The sequence below is a fragment of the Halobacterium rubrum genome (genome assembly GCF_021729015.1).
In the GTDB taxonomy this organism is placed as follows: Archaea; Halobacteriota; Halobacteria; order Halobacteriales; family Halobacteriaceae; genus Halobacterium; species Halobacterium rubrum.
In genome coordinates, this window is sequence record NZ_JAJQQZ010000001.1 from 562,388 (window position 1) to 578,505 (window position 16,118).

Here is a 16,118-nt window from a genome sequence, read left to right on the forward strand (position 1 = left end):
CCGACACCTAGGGAGACGACATGCACGGAAACGCGCCGTTCAGCGGGCCGGAGACGACCACCGCCGACCTCAGCGGGGACCAGCGCCGTGCGCTGCGGACGAGCATCGCGCAGATCGCGTCCCTGACCCGCGAGTTCCTGCCGGACGAGTACGTCGTCGGCTCCGAGATATCCAGTGGCTCCAGCGGCGTCCAGGTCACGGTCGCCGTCCGGCCGCCCGCCGGCAACCCCGTCAGCGCGGGGTTCACGCCGGAGTTCGAGGACCTCGCGGACGACGACCTCATCCCGACCGAGGACCGCGAGGAGGTCGCCCGTGGCCTCGCCGCCAGCGCGGCGCTGCAGGTCAAACACGCGCTCGGCGACGACGTCCCCGAGACCGCGCGATAGAACGAGTCTCCGTTCTGCCGTCTACTTCCCCCAGAAGGGGTCGCGCTTGCGCATGATGTCCAGGTAGGACTTCAGCGCCTCGCGTTCGTCGGCGGGAATCTCCTCGCTGAGCTCCTGGTCGAGGACCTTCGCGTGCTTCTCGGGGAGGTCGACCCAGAGCTCGTCGCCCTCTTCGATGTCGCGGCCGACGGTCGGGCCGTCGATGGAGACGCTGACGCGGTTGCCCGCGCGGGCTTCGTCGACGTCCTCGCCCTGGTCCTGGATGCCTTTGACGACGCCGACGCGGTCGAGGTCGTTGCCCTCGACGAGGCCGACCGGCGTGTTGCGCTTGAGGGTGCCCGAGACCACTTCGACGCCGACGACCGCCGGGTCGTTCTGGCGGAACACGTGGTCTTTCAGGATGCGGAAGCGCGCCGGCCGCACGATGTTGTCGAAGATGGCCTCCTTCTGTTCGCGCTCCTGTTGCTCGACGAACTCCTCGTAGTCCTCGACGAGCTGGTAGATGACGTCGCTGGCGAACAGCCGCACGCTCTCCTCCTCGGCTTTCCGTTCGGCCGCGGGGAGCACGTCGACGTTGAACCCGAGGAGGACGCGGTGTTTCTCCTCGTCGACGGTCGTCGCCATCGCCACGTCGCGGGGCGCGATGTCGCCGACCTCCGCCGCCATCACGGGAATCTCGGCCTCCTCGAGGGCGTTCACGAGCGCCTCGAGGCTGCCGAGCGTGTCGGCTTTCACGACCACGCCCTCCTCCTCGGTCTCGACGGCGACCTCGGCGAGTTCGGCCTCGACCTCGGCGACGACCTGCTCGACGTCGCGGTCGCCGACCACGCGGACCGGCGCGCCCGCCATCGCGTCGTCGAGGTCGGGCGCCGCGATTTTCAGCCCCGCTGCGGCCTGCATCTCGTCGACGTCGTCGAAGCGCTTCTCGGTGCGGATCTCCGCGAGTTCGCGGGGTTTCAGGAGCGCGCGCACCTCGGTGACGATGGGGTCGTTCTTCGCGCCGACGACGATCTCGTCGCCCGCGCGGACGGTGCCGTCGTAGAGGATGACGTCGACGGTCTTCCCGAAGCCCTGTTCGTCTTTGACCTCGAGGACGGTGCCGGCGCCCGGCCCCGTCACGTCGACCTCCATCTCGGCTTTCATGTACCGCTGGGCCAGCCCCATCAGGACGGTCAGGAGGTCCGGGACGCCCTCTCCGGTCTCGGCGGAGACCGGGATGACGCCGACGTTCTTCTGGAAGTCCTGCACCCGCCAGTAGAGGTCCGAGGAGAACCCCTCGTCGGACATCTCGCCGATGAGCTCGTACAGCGCCTCGTCGAGGTCCGAGCGCACGCGGTCGCTCTGGTCGTCGTAGGTGCCCTGGACGGGCGCGTCCGGGTTCGGGTTCCAGCCGGGCGTCGTGTCGATCTTGTTGGCGGCGACGACGAACGGCGTCCCCGTGTCCTTCAGGATGCGGATGGCTTCCAGCGTCTGTGGCTGGAAGCCGTCGTTGACGTCCACGACGAGGATGGCGATGTCGGCGAGCGCGCCGCCCCGCGAGCGCAGCGTGGAGAACGAGTGGTGGCCGGGTGTGTCGATGAACAGCAGCCCCGGGAGGTCGAACTCGGTGGGGTCGACGAGGCTGCCCGCGACCTCAGAGACGGTCTCCAGCGGCACGGCGGTCGCGCCGATGTGTTGCGTGATGGCGCCGGCTTCGCCCTCGATGACTGCCGAGCCCCGAATCTTGTCCAGCAAGCTGGTCTTCCCGTGGTCGACGTGGCCGAGGACGGCGACGATGGGCGTCCGCAGGTCCCCGGGGTCGTCGTCTTCGGTGGTTGTGTCGGCGTCGGACATAGTAGAATCCTCCGAGAGAACGGTCGTTACGCGTACAGAACGGGTCGCGGGGTTTAATTCCATCGTCACGCCCGTGGTGTGGCGCCGCCGACGGGCGCGCTACGGGCCGACTGTTGCCCGCGATTCGCCGGCGCCCGTCCGCTGAGACGACCCGGTGGCGACCCCGCGCCGCCGGCGGCAGTCACTTCTCGACGACGACAGTCCCGACCATGCCGAACGACTGGTGGGGCGCACAGTAGTACTCGTACCGGCCGCCCACCTCGAACGTGAACTCGTAGACGTAGTCGCTGTCGTACGTCTCGTTCTCGCCGCCGGGCGTCCCGGTCCAGTCGGCGTCGGCCGGCTGGCTGTCCGGGCGGACGTTGTGGCCGCTGCTGGCCCACTCCCAGCGAACCGTCTCGCCGGTGGCGACGGTGACTTCCTCCGGCGTGAAGCGCGTCTGTCCGTCCGCGCCGACAGTCACGACCGTCGCATCTTCCGTTCCGCCGTTCGTCGTGGTGGTGTCTGCGGCCGTCGTCGCCGTCTCCGTCTCGGTGGCTGTCGCGGTCTCCGTCGTGCCGTCGTCCCCGCCGCCGCCGTACGCGCCGCCACCCGCATCGTCGTCACTGGTCGGCGTCGTGGTGTCCTCGCCGTCGCCGCCACCACCGCCACCGCCGTCGTCGGTGCCGGTGCAGCCAGCGAACGCTGCGGCGAGCGTGCTCGCTCCCGCCGCGAGGACGCGTCGACGTTTCATGCTAGCAGAGACCACGGCACTGACAAAGAGTGTTCGCCCAGACTCGCCCCACGTCTGGCACGCCCGCGGTCCCCGCCGGACCGTCGAACGCCGTCCAGCTGGCCGAGCGGGCGGGGCGCGTGCGTCGCGCGTCCGACGACCCCGCGGGGTTTATGTGAATCCCGGCAGTCCCCACGTGTATGGCCGACATCCTCGCCGAGAACCTCTCCGGGAAGGCCGTGATGGGGTCGGACGGCACGGAGCTCGGGATGCTGTACAACATCACGATGGACCTGAAATCCGGGAAGCTCGAACACCTCCTCGTGGAGCCGACCGAGGAGTCCGTCGCGGCGGACTTCCCGGCCGACGACGAGGGCCGCTACCGGGTGCCGGTAGGCCGCGTCCAGGCAGTCAAAGACTACATCGTCGTGCAGCGGTAGCGTGCGAGTCCTCGACGCCTCCGCGTTCATCCACGAGTACGACGCCGACGGCTCGACGGCGTCGGTGCCGGAAGTCCGCGAGGAGCTGACGGACTCGGCGGCGTTCCGCTTCGACGCCGCCTCCGGCAGCGGCATGCAGGTCCACGTCCCCGGACAGGATGCCCGCGAGCGTGTGCGCCGGGCGGCGACGACGACGGGCGACGACGACGTGCTCTCGGAGACCGACCGGCGCCTGCTCGCGACCGCGCACGAGCTGGACGCGACGCTCGTCACGGACGACTACGCGATGCAGAACGTCGCCGACGAGCTCGGCGTCGACGTCGACGTCATCGCGCAGGACGGCATCAACGAGCGCCGCGACTGGCGCTTCCAGTGCCAGGGCTGCGGCCGCGAGTTCGACGACGACCGCGACCGGTGTCCGGTCTGCGGGAGTCCCCTCGAACGCAAGAATCCGGGCTAGTCGCAGACCTCGAGGCCGGCCTCGACGAGCTGGTGGAGTACCTCCTGCTCGGAGATGCCGTACTCCCGGGCGAGCTCCTCGATGTCCGCTGCGAGCGGGTCCTCGCAGACGACCGAGTACTTCCGAGGCATGTCACTCGGTTTCACGCCGCGAGCACGTAATACTTAGTCAGCCCCGCGTCTGACGCTCACGAGAACTGGAGGTACGCGACCCCGAACTGGACGGCGTCGTACACGCCGTGGACGACGACGGGCGCGAACAGGTCGTCGGTGCGCTCGTAGGCCACGCCGAGCACGAGGCTGACGACGAACACGCGCGCCAGCGTGACGAGCACGGCGCCCGGGGCGGCCGCGCCGGCGTACGCCAGCACGTGGCTGGCGGTGAACACGAACGACGCCACGACGACGGCGCTCCACCGCGAGTACGCGCCGTAGAGGAACTTCTGGACGCCGTTGCGCGCGAGCAACTCCTCGCCCGGCCCGACGAACAGCAGCGAGACAACCGCCAGCGGCGGCAGAATCTCGGGGTTGTCCCGCGCGGTCTCGACGAGACCGTGGGTGCTCTGTGGCAGCGAGAACGTCGTGACCACGAGGTTCAGCGCGAGGTGCAACGCGAAGATGGCGGCGACGCCGGCGCCGGCGACGACGAGGTCGCGGCGGCCGGGAACGCTGACGTCGATGCCGCCGTCGAACGACCGCACGAACGCCACGCCGGCGAGCCCGATGCCGGCGCTGGCGACGGCGGTGTTCGTCGGCCACTGGAAGACGGGCTCGGCGGGGACGAACCCGATGGCGGCCGCCGCCAGCAGGCCCCCGAAGACGAGCGCGGCCGCGGACACCACGGTGGCACCGAGGGTCGCCCGCTCGCGGTCGCGGACGCCGTCGCGGTCGACGCCGGCGACGGCCGCCGCACCGGCTGCGAACGCGCCGAGGCCGGCGAACAGCGCGACCATCGGTCCCGCCGCGAGCCGGCCGCCGAGCGCGAGGACGCCGGCGGCCGCCGCCAGTGCGAGCGCCCCGCCGGCTGCTGTCGCGACGTAGTCGAGCCAGCCGGGGCCGCTACCGTGGCGCCGTGCGGCGAACGCCAGCGTCGCGGCGGCGGCGAGCCCGCCGGCCACCTGCGCGACCAGCGACGGCGCCGGCGTCCAGTCGAGGAACGCCGACGCCAGTCCGACGCCGCCCACGACGAACCCGACAGTCTGCGCGTACCGGTCTGTCACGTCCGGCCGTCGGGACGCCGCCGACATAGGCTTGCCTACTCGACGACGAGCGAGTCCGTCTCGGGCAGCGCCTCGTCGCCGCGCAGGAGGTCGCGGGCGGCGTCTTTCCCCCACTCGACGGCTGGCTGAGTGAACGTCTCGACGCCGTAGAGCTCGCCGGCGAGCACGCAGGCCGCCTCGAAGTCGTACAGCAGCCGACCCACGGAGTGGGCGTCGACGGCGGGAATCTCGACCCGGACCGACGGTACGCCGGACTCGGCGAGGCTGGCCTCCGTCGCCTCGAACTCGGCGTCGAGCAGGTCGCCGAGGTCGCCGCCCGCGAGGTAGTCCAGGCCCGCCATGTCGGTCTCGGGAATCGCGCAATCCGGCCGCGACTCGGGCCGCACCATCGTCACGAGCTTGTCCCGGGGACCGGCGCGGTAGAGCTGGAGCTGGCTGTGCTGGTCGGTTGCGCCGAGGGCTCGCGCCGGCGTCTGTCCGAGGCCGTCTTTCCCCAGGCTCTCCGCCCAGAGCTGTGCGAACCACTCTCCGAAGGTCTCCAGTCCCTCGGCGTAGGGCAGCATCGCGTTCACGCCGGCGCCGCGCAGGTCCAGCGCGTACGCTGCTGCGCCGTAGGCGTACGCGGGACAGTCGTACAGCGACCCGGCGAGCGCGTCCCGGCCCTCGGCTGCACCCACCAGGAGGGCGTCGACGTCGACGCCGGCGAGCGCGGCGGCGGGCAGCGCGACCGTCGACAGCGCCGAGAACCGGCCGGGAACGCCTTCCGGCGCGTCGAGTACGGGCAGGTCGTGCTCGTCGGCGAGGTCCCGGAGGTTCCCCGCCTCACCGGTCGTGACGAGCGTGCGGTCGGCCCAGTCGACGCCGGCGTCCGCCATCGCCTGCCGGACGACGAGGAAGTTCGCCAGCGTCTCGGCGGTCGTCCCGGACCGCGAGACCACGTGGACGGCGGTCGACGAGAGGTCGAGGTCGTCGAGCAACCGCCGGACGTGCGCCGGGTCGACGTTGTCCAGCGCGTGGTACTCGAGGTCGTCGCCGAGCGCGTCCACGAGCGTCGCGGCGCCGAGCGCGCTCCCGCCGATGCCGACGGTCAACAGCGTCTCGGCGTCCGAGAGCGGCGCGACGGCGTCCGTGATTGGCTGCGGGTCGGCTGTCTCCGGGAGATTCAGCGCCTCGTACCCGAACTCGCCGTCGTCCATGCCGGCGGCGATGCGGTCGTGGGCGGCGCCGACGCGGTCGTCCAGCCGGTCCAGCGCGTCCGCGGGGACGCCCGGTCGGGCGGTCGCGGCCAGCGCGTTCCCGATGTCTACTCGCATGTGGGGACCGGCGTCGGCCGGCTACTTCAGGGTAGCTAGTCCGGGCCGGTGTCGCCCCCTCGCCACGCACCGGTGGCCGGGCGTCCCGCCGCCGCGAACCCGGCGGTGGCCGGGAGTCGCCGCGCTTTTGCTCGCCCGGCCCCGACCTCGGAGCGATGGGACGGTTCGACAGTTACTCCGGCCTGCTGACGGCGTTCCCGTACGCGTTCCGGGCGTCCGACTCGCGGCTGTTCAGGAGCTACGCCGTCGTCAGCGCCGTGCTCGGCGGCCTGTTCGCGTTCCTGATGGCGGGCGCGCTGGTCGTGCTCGTGGCGAACACGACCGGCGCGACCGGCGGGTCGCTGACGCTCTCCCGGACGTTCTACGTCGTCATCGGGCTGTTCGTGTTCTTCCCGCTGGTCGCGCCCGTGTTGCTGGTGGCGCGCCGCCACCGCCGCGAGCTTCCGGTCAGCGAGCGCTACGACCCCGCGCTGGCGGTCGCCGGCTACCTGTTCGCGTTCTCCGTCTACCTCGGCGTCGTCGCGTCGATGCCCGCCGAGTACGAGGTCGGTGGGGAGCTGACGACGCGCCCCGAACCCAGCGGCGCCCTCGTCGCGCCCGTCGTGGAGGCGCTGTACGCGCTCCCGTCGGTGTTCTCGCCGGTGGTGCCGCTGGCGGGCGCGCTCGTCGTGTACGCCGTCCACCGGCGCCTGCGCGCCTGAGCCCGTGGGCCGCCTTCGAAACAGTGAACCGCCGAGGCGGCCTACCGGCTGGCAATGAGCGACCAGCGCGAGAAGACGGCGACGTTCCTCGTGACGGAGGTCAGCGAGGAGTCCGCGATTCTCACCGACGTCTCGGACGCCCAGGTGCACACGCTCTCGGAGAACCCCGGCGTCGAGGCCGGCGACGTCCTCGAGGCGACGGTGGCGCCGGACCCGCCGATGGACGTCACGTACAGCGTCGTCGACGTGGCGGAGCGCAAGCAGATTCCGGTGCGCGTCAGCGAGGAGACGCCGACGCCCCAGACCCGCGAGATGGCCGAGGACCTCCCGCAGGGCGAGCTCGCGACCACCGAGCGCGCCGGCGTCGGCGAAGTCCACGTGCTGTCGGTGGGCGCCGACGCGGTCGAGGACGCCGTCGCGGACGTCGCCGACGACCAGCAGACGGTGTCGCGGGCAGCCCGCATCGGCATCGAGCGCGTCGAGATCCGGTCCGGCGAGGACTTCGTGAGCGTCCGCTACCTCCCCTGAGCGCGGTTCAGCTCGGACCGGTCTCGCTCTGGACCGCCCAGCCGGAGTCGACGCCGCAGGCCTCGCGCTCCTCGAAGTGGAGGTCGGTGTCCGCGTCGAGGTCGCCGTCGCCGCCGACGGCCTCGACGACCAGCGGGACGTCGGGGCTGTCGCCACAGCAGCCGACGTCGAGGAACACGTTCCAGGTGTCGCCCTCGCGGGCCGGGCCTTTCGTCTTCTTGAGGTAGGCGCGCATGTGGTCGGTGGTGAGCTGGTCGTACCCCCAGTCGGAGACGTCGGCGGGGTACGACAGCGTGACGCTGTCGGTCGCCATGGTCACGTGTAGGCGTGGCACGCGTTTGGGGCTGTCGCCTACTCGTCCAGCCAGACGCCGACGGCGTCGATGTCGGCCCGGAGGTACCGTGCGCCCAGCGTGGCCGCGAGGAGCGCGCCGACCGCGTTGAAGACGACGTCGAAGACGGTGTCCTCGACGCCGTAGACGACCAGAACCGGGTCGAGCGCGAGCGCCACGGCCGCTTCGCGTGCGGCCCACTCCGCCACCTCCCAGAGGACGCCGAGCGCCAGCGTGAGCAGGAAGATGAAGACGGTCAGGAACGACCGCGGGAAGTGGAGGTCGTCGCGGTGCTCGTCGAGGGCGCGCGCGGCGGCGTAGCCGGCGGCGGCCACGACCGCCGCGGAGAGCCCGTGCGTGAGGTGGTCGAACCACCAGACGGTGTCGTACGCGCCCAGCATCCCGGCGGCGTGGAGGAAGACCGCGACGGCGACCAGCAGGGACGCGCCCGGGGACAGCCACAGGTGGTAGTCGCGGCGGAGGACGACGGGCAGGAACGTGACGGCGAGTCCCAGGACGCCGTTGACCACCACGGCGACGTTCCGGGTGGCGACGCCGACGACTACGATGGCCGCGATGCCGGCCTGCAGCGCCCGGACGAGCAGCGTGGCTGGCTTCCGGCGCACGACCTAGCGGTCGCGGCCGCGGGCCGTAAACTCTCGGGGCGGCGGGTGAGAACGGCACTCCCGGATTCTGACCTCTCGAAGGCGACGCACTCAAGTGCAGGGGTTCCCTACTCGTGGGTACATGATGGCGACGACGCACGCGATGGCCGGGCTCGCAGTCGCGGCCCTCGCCACGCTCGCCGCCCCCGAACACGCCCCCGTGCTCGCCGCCGCCGGGCTCGCGGGCGGCCTGTTCCCGGACCTCGACCTCTACGCCGGTCACCGTCGCACCCTCCACTTCCCCGTCTACTACGCGGTCGCCGCCGCAGCAGCCGTCCCTGTCGCAGCGCTCGCGCCCGGCGCGTGGACGCTCGCCGCAGCCGTCTTCCTCGCCGCCGCCGCCCTCCACGCCGCCAGCGACGTCCTCGGCGGCGGCCTCGAACTCGAACCCTGGCGGGAGACCAGCGAGCGCGCCGTCTACAGCCACTTCCACGGCCGCTGGCTGCCGCCCCGGCGGTTCGTCCGCTACGACGGCTCCCCCGAGGACGTCGTGGTCGCGGTCGGCCTCGGCGTCCCCGCCGCGCTCGCCTTCGAGCCGACAGTACAGCGCGTCGTCGGCGCCGCGCTCCTCGTCTCCGTCGGCTACGCCGTGGTCCGCCGCCGCCTCCCTCGGCTCGTCACCTGGCTGGTCGGTTTCGCGCCCACCGCCGTCCGCAGCCGGCTCCCCGAACGATTCCTCGACTGACGCCACCGCCGGTGTGGACGGCCCGCGCCCGCGCTGCCGGGGATAAGAAGCCTTAACCAGCGCCGAATCCCACCGGCAGGCATGTCACGGTTCGAGGTCCCGGACGTCGACCTCAGCCAGTACTCGATGCGGCAGACCGTCGCCCCGCCGCTCGCTGTCCTGGTCGTCGCGCTCGCCGTCATCGGCGGGTGGATGGCCACCACCGGCGCGCCGGCAAACCCCGGCATCGAGTTCACTGGCGGGTCGGAGATGGTCGCAGAGTCAGACGCCTCCCAGTCCGAAGTGCGGACCGCCTTCGAGACTGAACCGGCCTCCATCCGGCAGGTCGGAACCGGCGGCGACCAGTACCTCGTGACCTTCCAGACCGAGACCGTCCCGGACATCCGGGACGACGCCTCGGTCTCCATCGACGTCGTGCAGTCACAGGAGGTCTCCCCGACGTTCGGCTCGTCCACCCAGCAGCTCGCCCTGTTCGGCGTCGCGGGAGCCTTCCTCGGCATGAGCCTGCTCGTGTTCGCGCTGTTCCGGACGTTCGTCCCGAGCATCGCCGTCGTCGTCTCCGCGTTCAGTGACATCGTCGTGCCCGTCGCGCTCATGAACGTCCTCGGCATCCAGCTCTCGCTGGGGACGGTCGCGGCGCTACTGATGCTCATCGGTTACAGCGTCGACTCCGACATCCTCCTGAACAACCACGTGCTCCGGCGCTCGGGGGGCTTCTGGGAGAGCGTCGACCGCGCGATGAAGACCGGTGTCACGATGACTATCACCTCCATCGCCGCGATGGCCGTGATGACCGTCGTCTCCTACATCTTCGGCATCCAGCTGATGACCGCGATCGGCCTCGTCCTCGTGATGGGCCTGACCACTGACCTCATGAACACCTACATGCTGAACGTCACGCTGCTTCGCTGGTACAAGTTCGAGGGGGTGGCACAATGAGCTGGCTCCGCGAGAACTGGCGGGTGGCCACGCTCGCACTCCTGCTGGTCGCCAGCTCCGTCGCACTGTTCGCGCCGGGCGTCGGCGCGAGCGGCGGCAGTGGTGGTGCCGCCGGCGGCCAGCAGGCTACGGCGGCCAGCGGCCCGACGAACCTCAACTACGGCCTCGAACTCTCCGGTGGCGTCCGCCTCCGGGCGACAGTCACCGGCGTCACCGCCGAAGGCGTCGACGTTACGGTCGACAACGAGGCGGCCATCTCCGAGGAGGTCGCCGCAGCCCTCGACGTCGAACGCGGCGACGTCCGCGCTCGCCCCGCCGGCGACACCGTCGAGGTCTACCAGGACGTCGAACCGAGTGCGCTCGCAGACGCCCTGACCGCCGCGGGCTACGAACCCGACACCACCCGCGTCGGTGTCACGCAAGCAACCCGGGACAACATCGTCAACATCATCGGCTCGAAGGTCGACGCGACCGGGTTCGGTGGCGCGGACGTCACGGACATCGAGACCCAGACCGGCGACCGCACGCACTACATCGTCGTCGAGGTGCCGGGGCAGAACGCCTCGCAGGTCCAGAGCCTCATCGAGGGCCGCGGCGAAGTCGAACTCTGGGCGTACTACCCCGGTGACAACGGCACCCAGCAGAACGAGACGGTCCTCCGCGGCGAGGAACTCGTCGAAGTCGACCAGCCCGACCGGAACCGCCAGGGGCGCCCCATCGTCCCCGTCCAGCTCTCGCAGGACGCCGCCGAGCGCTTCGCCAGCGACATGCAGCGCTACGGGTTCACGTCCCAGCAGGGCATCAGCAACTGCCAGTTCCCGGACGGCGGCTACTGCCTGCTGACGATGCTCGACGGCGAGGAGGTCTACAACGCGAGCATGGGGCCGACGCTCGCCCCCGACCTCCAGTCCGGTGACTTCGTGAACAACCCGACGTTCACCATCACGGCGAACTCCATGGAGGAGGCCCGGACCCTGCAGGTGAACCTGCAGGCCGGCGCGCTCCCCGCCGAACTCCAGTTCCAGGACTCCTACTACGTCTCCCCGAGCTTCGCGGACCGCTACAAACCGCTGACGCTCGTCACCGGTATCGCGGCCGCAATCGCGGTCGCGCTGATGGTGTTCCTCCGGTACGGCGAGCCGAAAGTCGCTATCCCGATGGTGTTCACGGCGCTGTCGGAAGTCGTCATCCTGCTCGGGTTCGCCGCCGTCTCCGGGCTGGCGCTGGACCTCTCGCACCTCGCCGGGTTCATCGCGGTGATCGGGACGGGGGTGGACGACCTCGTCATCATCGCCGACGAGGTGATGACAGAACAGGTGTCCTCCTCGCGGGTGTTCCAGAGCCGCTTCCGGAAGGCGCTGTGGGTCATCGGCGCCGCGGCAGCCACCACCATCATCGCGATGAGCCCGCTGGCCGTGCTGAGCCTCGGTGACCTGCGCGGGTTCGCACTCATCACCATCCTCGGCGTGCTCGTCGGGGTCATCGTCACCCGGCCGGCGTACGGCGACGTGCTGCGCCGCCTGCTGACGGACAACCGGTAACCCGGCGGCTCCCCCTCGCCGGCGGCGGTGCAGTACGCTTTTTGCGTTCGGGCACCCGGTACGCCCATGACTTCGGTTCGTCGCCTCGGAGCGGCCGCCACCGTCGCCCTGACGGGCGCGGCGGTCGTCGCCGTGATGGCCGTCCACGTCGCGACCGCGCAACCGCCGATGTCGGGCCTGCTGCTCGCGGGGTTCGGGAGCCTCGTCGGGCTGGCGCTCGTCGCTGCCGGTGTCGGACTCGTCTGGCTGGACGTCTCCCCCGAGCACGCGCTCCGCGTGGCAGGCTGGAACGTGCTGGGTGTCGTCGTCATCGGTGCGGCGCTCGCGCTGCTGTTCGCGTACCAGGGCGCCGTCGCGTCGGTACCTGCCGCACCCGTCTTCTCGGGGACGGTCGTGGTCGCCGTGAGCGCAGTCGCACACGTCCTCATCGGCATCAACGACGTGCGCCGCATCCGGGCGACCGAGCTCGCCCGCCAGCGCCAGAAACTCGACGTGCTGTCCCGCGTGGTCCGCCACGACCTCCGGACGCTCGCCCAGCTCCTCTACAGCTACGCGAACCGCGTGGAGGCGGCCGCCGCCGGCGACGACGACCCGGAGGCGGTCGCAGCTGCCGTCCACGAGGCCGGTGCTGACCTCTCGAGCATCCACGAGCAGAGCAAGCTCGTGCAGGACCTCGTGGACGGCGAGGCAGCTACTCGCCGCGTCGACCTCGCGGCCCTCGCCGGGGACGTGGCAAGCGACGCCCGCGACGCACACCCGGACGCCACGGTGACAGTCGGCGTGGCGGACGGCCTCGCCGTCGAGGCCGGTGACTACCTCCGGGACGCGCTCTCGGAACTGCTCGAGAACGCCGTGGAGCACAGCTCCACGAGCCCTGACTCGCAGGCTCGTCAGGACGCTGTAGAGCACAGCTCCACGAGCCCTGACTCGCAAGCTCAGCAGGACGCCGCCGAGCACCACGACGGAGAGGCTTCGGGGGTGACCGTCGAACTGTCGGCGGCCCGAGTCGCCGGCGGTGACAGGGTGGCGGTGTCGGTGAGCGACGACGGCTCCGGCATCCCGGCGGGCGAGCGCGCCGTCGTCACCGGCGAGACAGACGTCACGCAGCTCGACCACGCCAGCGGCCTCGGGCTCTGGGTCGTCCGGTGGGTCGCCGACGCCTACGGCGCCGACCTCTCGTTTTCCAGCAGCGAGGCCGGCGGCACCACGGTCACGCTCGAACTGCCGGCCGCGGCGTGACGACCGCCGCCGCCTCGCGCCCACTCAGAAGTCGGTGAGCTTCGCCTCGGTGGCGCCCTTCGCGTCCAGCCCGAACTCCGCCAGCTCGACGAACTCCAGACCGTTGTCGCGGAGCGCCCGTTTCACGCGCTCGGACGCCGACGGCGCGACCAGCATTCCTCTAACGTCGTCGTTCGATTCGTCGTACAGCTCCACGTACCGCTTCAGCTGGTCGAAGTGGTTCAGCGTCGCCTGGATGCGCTTGACCTCGACGACGACGGGCGTGCCGGCCTCGTCGACGGCGTAGAAGTCCACGAAGCCGTACTTCGTCTCGCGCTCGTGCTCGACGATGCGCAGGCCCGCTTCCAGTTCCTCGGGGTTGGCCTCGATGTACTCGTGCATCTCCGCCTCGGTGCCGGACTCCTCGTAGGTCGCGCCGTCCTCGGCGTCGAAGCGCGTGACGCCGTACACCTCGTGCAGCCGGGTCTCGACGCGCTCGCTGGGGTTGGTGCGGCGCGCCAGCAACACGGCCTCGTCGTCGCTCACGCGGGCCTCGACGGTGCCGCCGCCCGGCATCCAGTTCACGGGCTTGTGGCCCGTCGGCTGGTGGACGAGGAAGGTGCCGTCGGGCTTCGCCACGAGCAGCCGGTCGCCCGCGGCGAGGTAGCCGCTGGTGCGGCCCTCGTACTCCACCTCGCAGCGCGCCTGCACGCTCAACACGGCGCCGTCCCGGAACGCGGCCTTCGCGGCGTCCACGAACGCCTCGGGGTCCGGCGCGTCGAGAGTCTCTGCGGCCATCGCGTCGACAGTGGCCGCGAACGCCCGTTAAACGTGTGGATTGCGCGACCCGTCTCGCACGACGAAGCTGGGTTTAAACAGTTAGAAATGAATCAGCGTTGTATGTCAGAGTTCGGCGCACTCTCCGTCGTCCCGCCGTTGCTGGCCATCGTGCTGGCCATCGTCACGCGGAAGGCGGTGCTGTCGCTGTTCGTCGGCGTCTGGGCCGGTGCGGTCATCTTCACCGGTGGCGTCGGTCTCGAACAGACCTTCGACTGGATCGCCCGCTCGATATCACAGGTGTCCGCCGAGGGCGAGGGGTCGACCTTCCACGCCCAGATTATCCTGTTCACGCTCCTGCTCGGGTCGGCCGTCGCGATGATCTGGCGGCTCGGCGGCAGCCACGCCGTCCGCGACTGGGCCATCCAGCGCATCCACAGCAAGCGCTCGGCCGGCATGGTCGCGTGGCTGCTCGGCCTGCTGCTGTTCTTCGACGACTACGCCAACACCGCGGTCGTCGGCTCCACGATGAAAGACGTCTCCGACCACCTCGGCGTCTCCCGGGAGAAGCTCTCCTACATCGTCGACTCGACGGCCGCGCCGGTCGCCACCCTCGCCATCTCCTCGTGGGTGGCGTTCCAGCTGTCGATGATCGACGCCGGCTACGAGGCGACGAACGTCCCGGCCGCCGACCGCCCCGGGTCGTTCGAGATCTTCCTGCAGGCCATCCCGTTCAACATGTACTCGATTCTCGCCGTCGTGATGGTCGCTATCGTCGTCCTCAGCCGGCGCGACTTCGGCGAGATGCTGGCCGCCGAACACCGCGCCTCGACGACGGGCGCGGTCACCCGCGAGGACGCCAACCCCATGCAGGACGTCGAGGAGGAACTCGGCGAGCCGAGCGTCGAGAACCCCAAGCTGCTGTCCTTCTTCGGGCCCATCGCCGTCCTCATCGCGGTCACCATCGGATCCGCGCTGTACACCGGCTACGCGCCGGGCGCCACCCTCTACGACATGGTGGTCGACGCCGACTACGCGCTCGCGCTCATCTTCGGGTCGTTCGCCATGGTGGTCTCGACGTACGTCCTCGGGTGGGCGTACGGCATCCTCACGCTCGGCGAGAGCGTCGACACCACCATCGACGGCTTCGGCATCATGCTCACCGCCGTCACGATTCTCGTGCTCGCGTGGTCCATCGGAAACGTCGTCGACGCGCTGGGCACGGCCGACTACGTCTCTGGCGTCGTCGAGGCGTTTCTCACGCCCGAACTGCTGCCCGTGGTCGTGCTGTTCACAGCCGCGTTCGTCGCGTTCTCCACGGGGAGTTCGTGGGGCACGATGAGCATCGTCACCCCCATCGCGGTGCCGGTCGCGTGGGAGCTCACCGGCACCCACACGATGGTGTCGGCGGTCGTCGGCGTCGTGTTCTCCGGCGCCATCTTCGGCGACCACGCCTCCCCCATCTCCGACACGACGGTGCTTTCGGCGACGTTCACGGGCGCCGACCTCATCGACCACGTCCGCACCCAGCTCTACTACGCGGTGACGGTCGTCACCGTCGCCGCCCTCCTGCTCGTCGTCTGGGGGTACACGCGAATCACGCCGTGGCTGCTGCTGCCGGTCGGCGTGCTCGCGCTCGTCGGCCTCGTCTACGGGTTCTCGGAACTGGACGCCAACCGCCGCGGCATCGACGCCAGACAGTCCAGCGCCCCGACGCCCGCGGACGACGACTAGAAGTCGTCCAGCGCCGACTGCTCGGCGGCCGCCAGCGCGTCCTCGCTGGTCTGCCACGACGACCGCGCGCACGCCGGCAAGGCGCCGTGTTCGCGGACGTGTGCTTCGAGGAACTCACGGGTAGTCGGGTCGCTCGGGTAGCCCGACCCGACGTCCGTGCCGTACTCGTCGGCGAGCGCGTCGACGTGGGCGTCCCGGGCGACCTTCGCCACGACGCTGGCCGCCGCGACGAGGGCGTACTCGTCGTCGGCGCCGTGCTCTGCGGTCACGTCCACGTCGGCCGGGACGCCGTCGGCGACCCGGCGGCCGAACCGCTGCTCGTCCACGTCCCCCGCGTCGACGTACCCGGCTGTGCCGTCGTCGGCGACCGCCGACAGCGCCTCGACCTGCGCCGCCACGGTGAGCCCGTTCATGTCCGTCTCCGGGTCGTCGATGCGTTCGACGGGAATCTCCGCGACCCCGACCCGCATCGACGCCCGGATGCGCTCGTCCAGCGTCTCCCGGCGGCCGGGCGCGAGGCGCTTGGAGTCCGCCACGCCGTCCGGGAGGTCGGTGGGGTCGCCCGCGACCGCCGCCGCGAACATCGACCCCAGTACCGGCCCCTTCCCCGCCTCGTCGACGCCGAACCGGGTCATC

General features: G+C 70.8%; 19 protein-coding genes. 10 read left to right on the plus strand and 9 right to left on the minus strand.

All coding sequences use genetic code 11. From position 1 onward, the window contains the following. The first annotated feature begins 20 nt into the window (after positions 1-20). Positions 21-386 (plus strand): DUF5811 family protein, encoded by a 366-nt coding sequence (locus LT971_RS02995; RefSeq protein ID WP_237005366.1) that lies wholly within the window; start codon positions 21-23, stop codon positions 384-386. A 21-nt stretch (positions 387-407) separates the two neighbouring features. On the opposite strand, the gene infB is transcribed toward LT971_RS02995, so the two are convergent. Both infB and LT971_RS03005 read right to left on the minus strand, forming a co-directional pair. Next, complete coding sequence (infB, locus tag LT971_RS03000) at positions 408-2,219, minus strand: translation initiation factor IF-2 (protein ID WP_237005367.1); 1,812 nt, start codon at positions 2,217-2,219, stop codon at positions 408-410. Positions 2,220-2,400: 181 nt separating this feature from the next. Beyond that, positions 2,401-2,952 (minus strand): plastocyanin/azurin family copper-binding protein, encoded by a 552-nt coding sequence (locus LT971_RS03005; RefSeq protein ID WP_237005368.1) that lies wholly within the window; start codon positions 2,950-2,952, stop codon positions 2,401-2,403. A 179-nt stretch (positions 2,953-3,131) separates the two neighbouring features. On the opposite strand from LT971_RS03005, the gene LT971_RS03010 reads away from it, so the two are divergent. Together LT971_RS03010 and LT971_RS03015 are read left to right on the plus strand one after the other, a co-directional pair. Next, positions 3,132-3,371: a PRC-barrel domain-containing protein gene (locus LT971_RS03010; RefSeq protein WP_237005369.1), complete on the plus strand. Its 240-nt coding sequence runs from the start codon at positions 3,132-3,134 to the stop codon at positions 3,369-3,371. 1 nt (position 3,372) lies between these two features. Next, the gene (locus tag LT971_RS03015; RefSeq protein ID WP_237005370.1) at positions 3,373-3,831 is read left to right on the plus strand and encodes an NOB1 family endonuclease; all 459 of its coding nucleotides are present in this window, start codon (positions 3,373-3,375) and stop codon (positions 3,829-3,831) included. On the opposite strand, the gene LT971_RS03020 is transcribed toward LT971_RS03015, so the two are convergent. From LT971_RS03020 to LT971_RS03030, 3 genes are read right to left on the minus strand one after another with little or no spacing between them, the layout of a single operon-like run. Continuing rightward, the gene (locus LT971_RS03020) at positions 3,828-3,962 is read right to left on the minus strand and encodes a CopG family transcriptional regulator (RefSeq protein WP_237005371.1); all 135 of its coding nucleotides are present in this window, start codon (positions 3,960-3,962) and stop codon (positions 3,828-3,830) included. The two genes, LT971_RS03015 and LT971_RS03020, sit on opposite strands and share 4 nt — an antisense overlap. A gap of 56 nt (positions 3,963-4,018) precedes the next feature. Next, the gene (locus LT971_RS03025) at positions 4,019-5,050 is read right to left on the minus strand and encodes a CPBP family intramembrane glutamic endopeptidase (protein WP_237005372.1); all 1,032 of its coding nucleotides are present in this window, start codon (positions 5,048-5,050) and stop codon (positions 4,019-4,021) included. A 35-nt stretch (positions 5,051-5,085) separates the two neighbouring features. After that, a complete protein-coding gene (locus LT971_RS03030; RefSeq protein ID WP_237005373.1) occupies positions 5,086-6,363 on the minus strand; it encodes a phosphoglucose isomerase-related protein in 1,278 nt (425 codons plus the stop codon). Between the two features lie 155 nt (positions 6,364-6,518). On the opposite strand from LT971_RS03030, the gene LT971_RS03035 reads away from it, so the two are divergent. Then, complete coding sequence (locus LT971_RS03035) at positions 6,519-7,064, plus strand: DUF8056 family protein (RefSeq protein WP_237005374.1); 546 nt, start codon at positions 6,519-6,521, stop codon at positions 7,062-7,064. A 54-nt stretch (positions 7,065-7,118) separates the two neighbouring features. Further along, positions 7,119-7,592, plus strand: a complete 474-nt coding sequence (locus tag LT971_RS03040; RefSeq protein ID WP_237005375.1) for a DUF5812 family protein — start codon at positions 7,119-7,121, stop codon at positions 7,590-7,592. A 7-nt stretch (positions 7,593-7,599) separates the two neighbouring features. On the opposite strand, the gene LT971_RS03045 is transcribed toward LT971_RS03040, so the two are convergent. After that, entirely contained in the window at positions 7,600-7,905 is a 306-nt protein-coding gene (locus LT971_RS03045) for a DUF7968 family protein (protein WP_237005376.1), read from the minus strand. 38 nt (positions 7,906-7,943) lie between these two features. Continuing rightward, a complete protein-coding gene (locus LT971_RS03050; RefSeq protein ID WP_237005377.1) occupies positions 7,944-8,549 on the minus strand; it encodes a DUF2238 domain-containing protein in 606 nt (201 codons plus the stop codon). 124 nt (positions 8,550-8,673) lie between these two features. On the opposite strand from LT971_RS03050, the gene LT971_RS03055 reads away from it, so the two are divergent. From LT971_RS03055 to LT971_RS03070, 4 genes are all read left to right on the plus strand, one after another. Further along, a complete protein-coding gene (locus LT971_RS03055) occupies positions 8,674-9,273 on the plus strand; it encodes a metal-dependent hydrolase (RefSeq protein ID WP_336885792.1) in 600 nt (199 codons plus the stop codon). 81 nt (positions 9,274-9,354) lie between these two features. After that, positions 9,355-10,212 (plus strand): protein translocase subunit SecF, encoded by an 858-nt coding sequence (secF, locus tag LT971_RS03060; protein ID WP_237005379.1) that lies wholly within the window; start codon positions 9,355-9,357, stop codon positions 10,210-10,212. After that, positions 10,209-11,753, plus strand: a complete 1,545-nt coding sequence (locus tag LT971_RS03065; protein WP_237005380.1) for a preprotein translocase subunit SecD — start codon at positions 10,209-10,211, stop codon at positions 11,751-11,753. The genes secF and LT971_RS03065 overlap by 4 nt, the downstream gene beginning before the upstream one ends. A gap of 66 nt (positions 11,754-11,819) precedes the next feature. After that, a complete protein-coding gene (locus LT971_RS03070) occupies positions 11,820-12,992 on the plus strand; it encodes a sensor histidine kinase (RefSeq protein WP_237005381.1) in 1,173 nt (390 codons plus the stop codon). A gap of 24 nt (positions 12,993-13,016) precedes the next feature. On the opposite strand, the gene nucS is transcribed toward LT971_RS03070, so the two are convergent. After that, the gene (gene nucS, locus LT971_RS03075; RefSeq protein WP_237005382.1) at positions 13,017-13,769 is read right to left on the minus strand and encodes an endonuclease NucS; all 753 of its coding nucleotides are present in this window, start codon (positions 13,767-13,769) and stop codon (positions 13,017-13,019) included. Between the two features lie 102 nt (positions 13,770-13,871). On the opposite strand from nucS, the gene LT971_RS03080 reads away from it, so the two are divergent. Then, positions 13,872-15,482 (plus strand): Na+/H+ antiporter NhaC family protein, encoded by a 1,611-nt coding sequence (locus tag LT971_RS03080; RefSeq protein WP_237005383.1) that lies wholly within the window; start codon positions 13,872-13,874, stop codon positions 15,480-15,482. Here the strand turns inward: LT971_RS03080 and rnhB are convergent. Beyond that, complete coding sequence (rnhB, locus tag LT971_RS03085; protein ID WP_237005384.1) at positions 15,479-16,117, minus strand: ribonuclease HII; 639 nt, start codon at positions 16,115-16,117, stop codon at positions 15,479-15,481. The two genes, LT971_RS03080 and rnhB, sit on opposite strands and share 4 nt — an antisense overlap. Position 16,118: the final 1 nt, after the last annotated feature.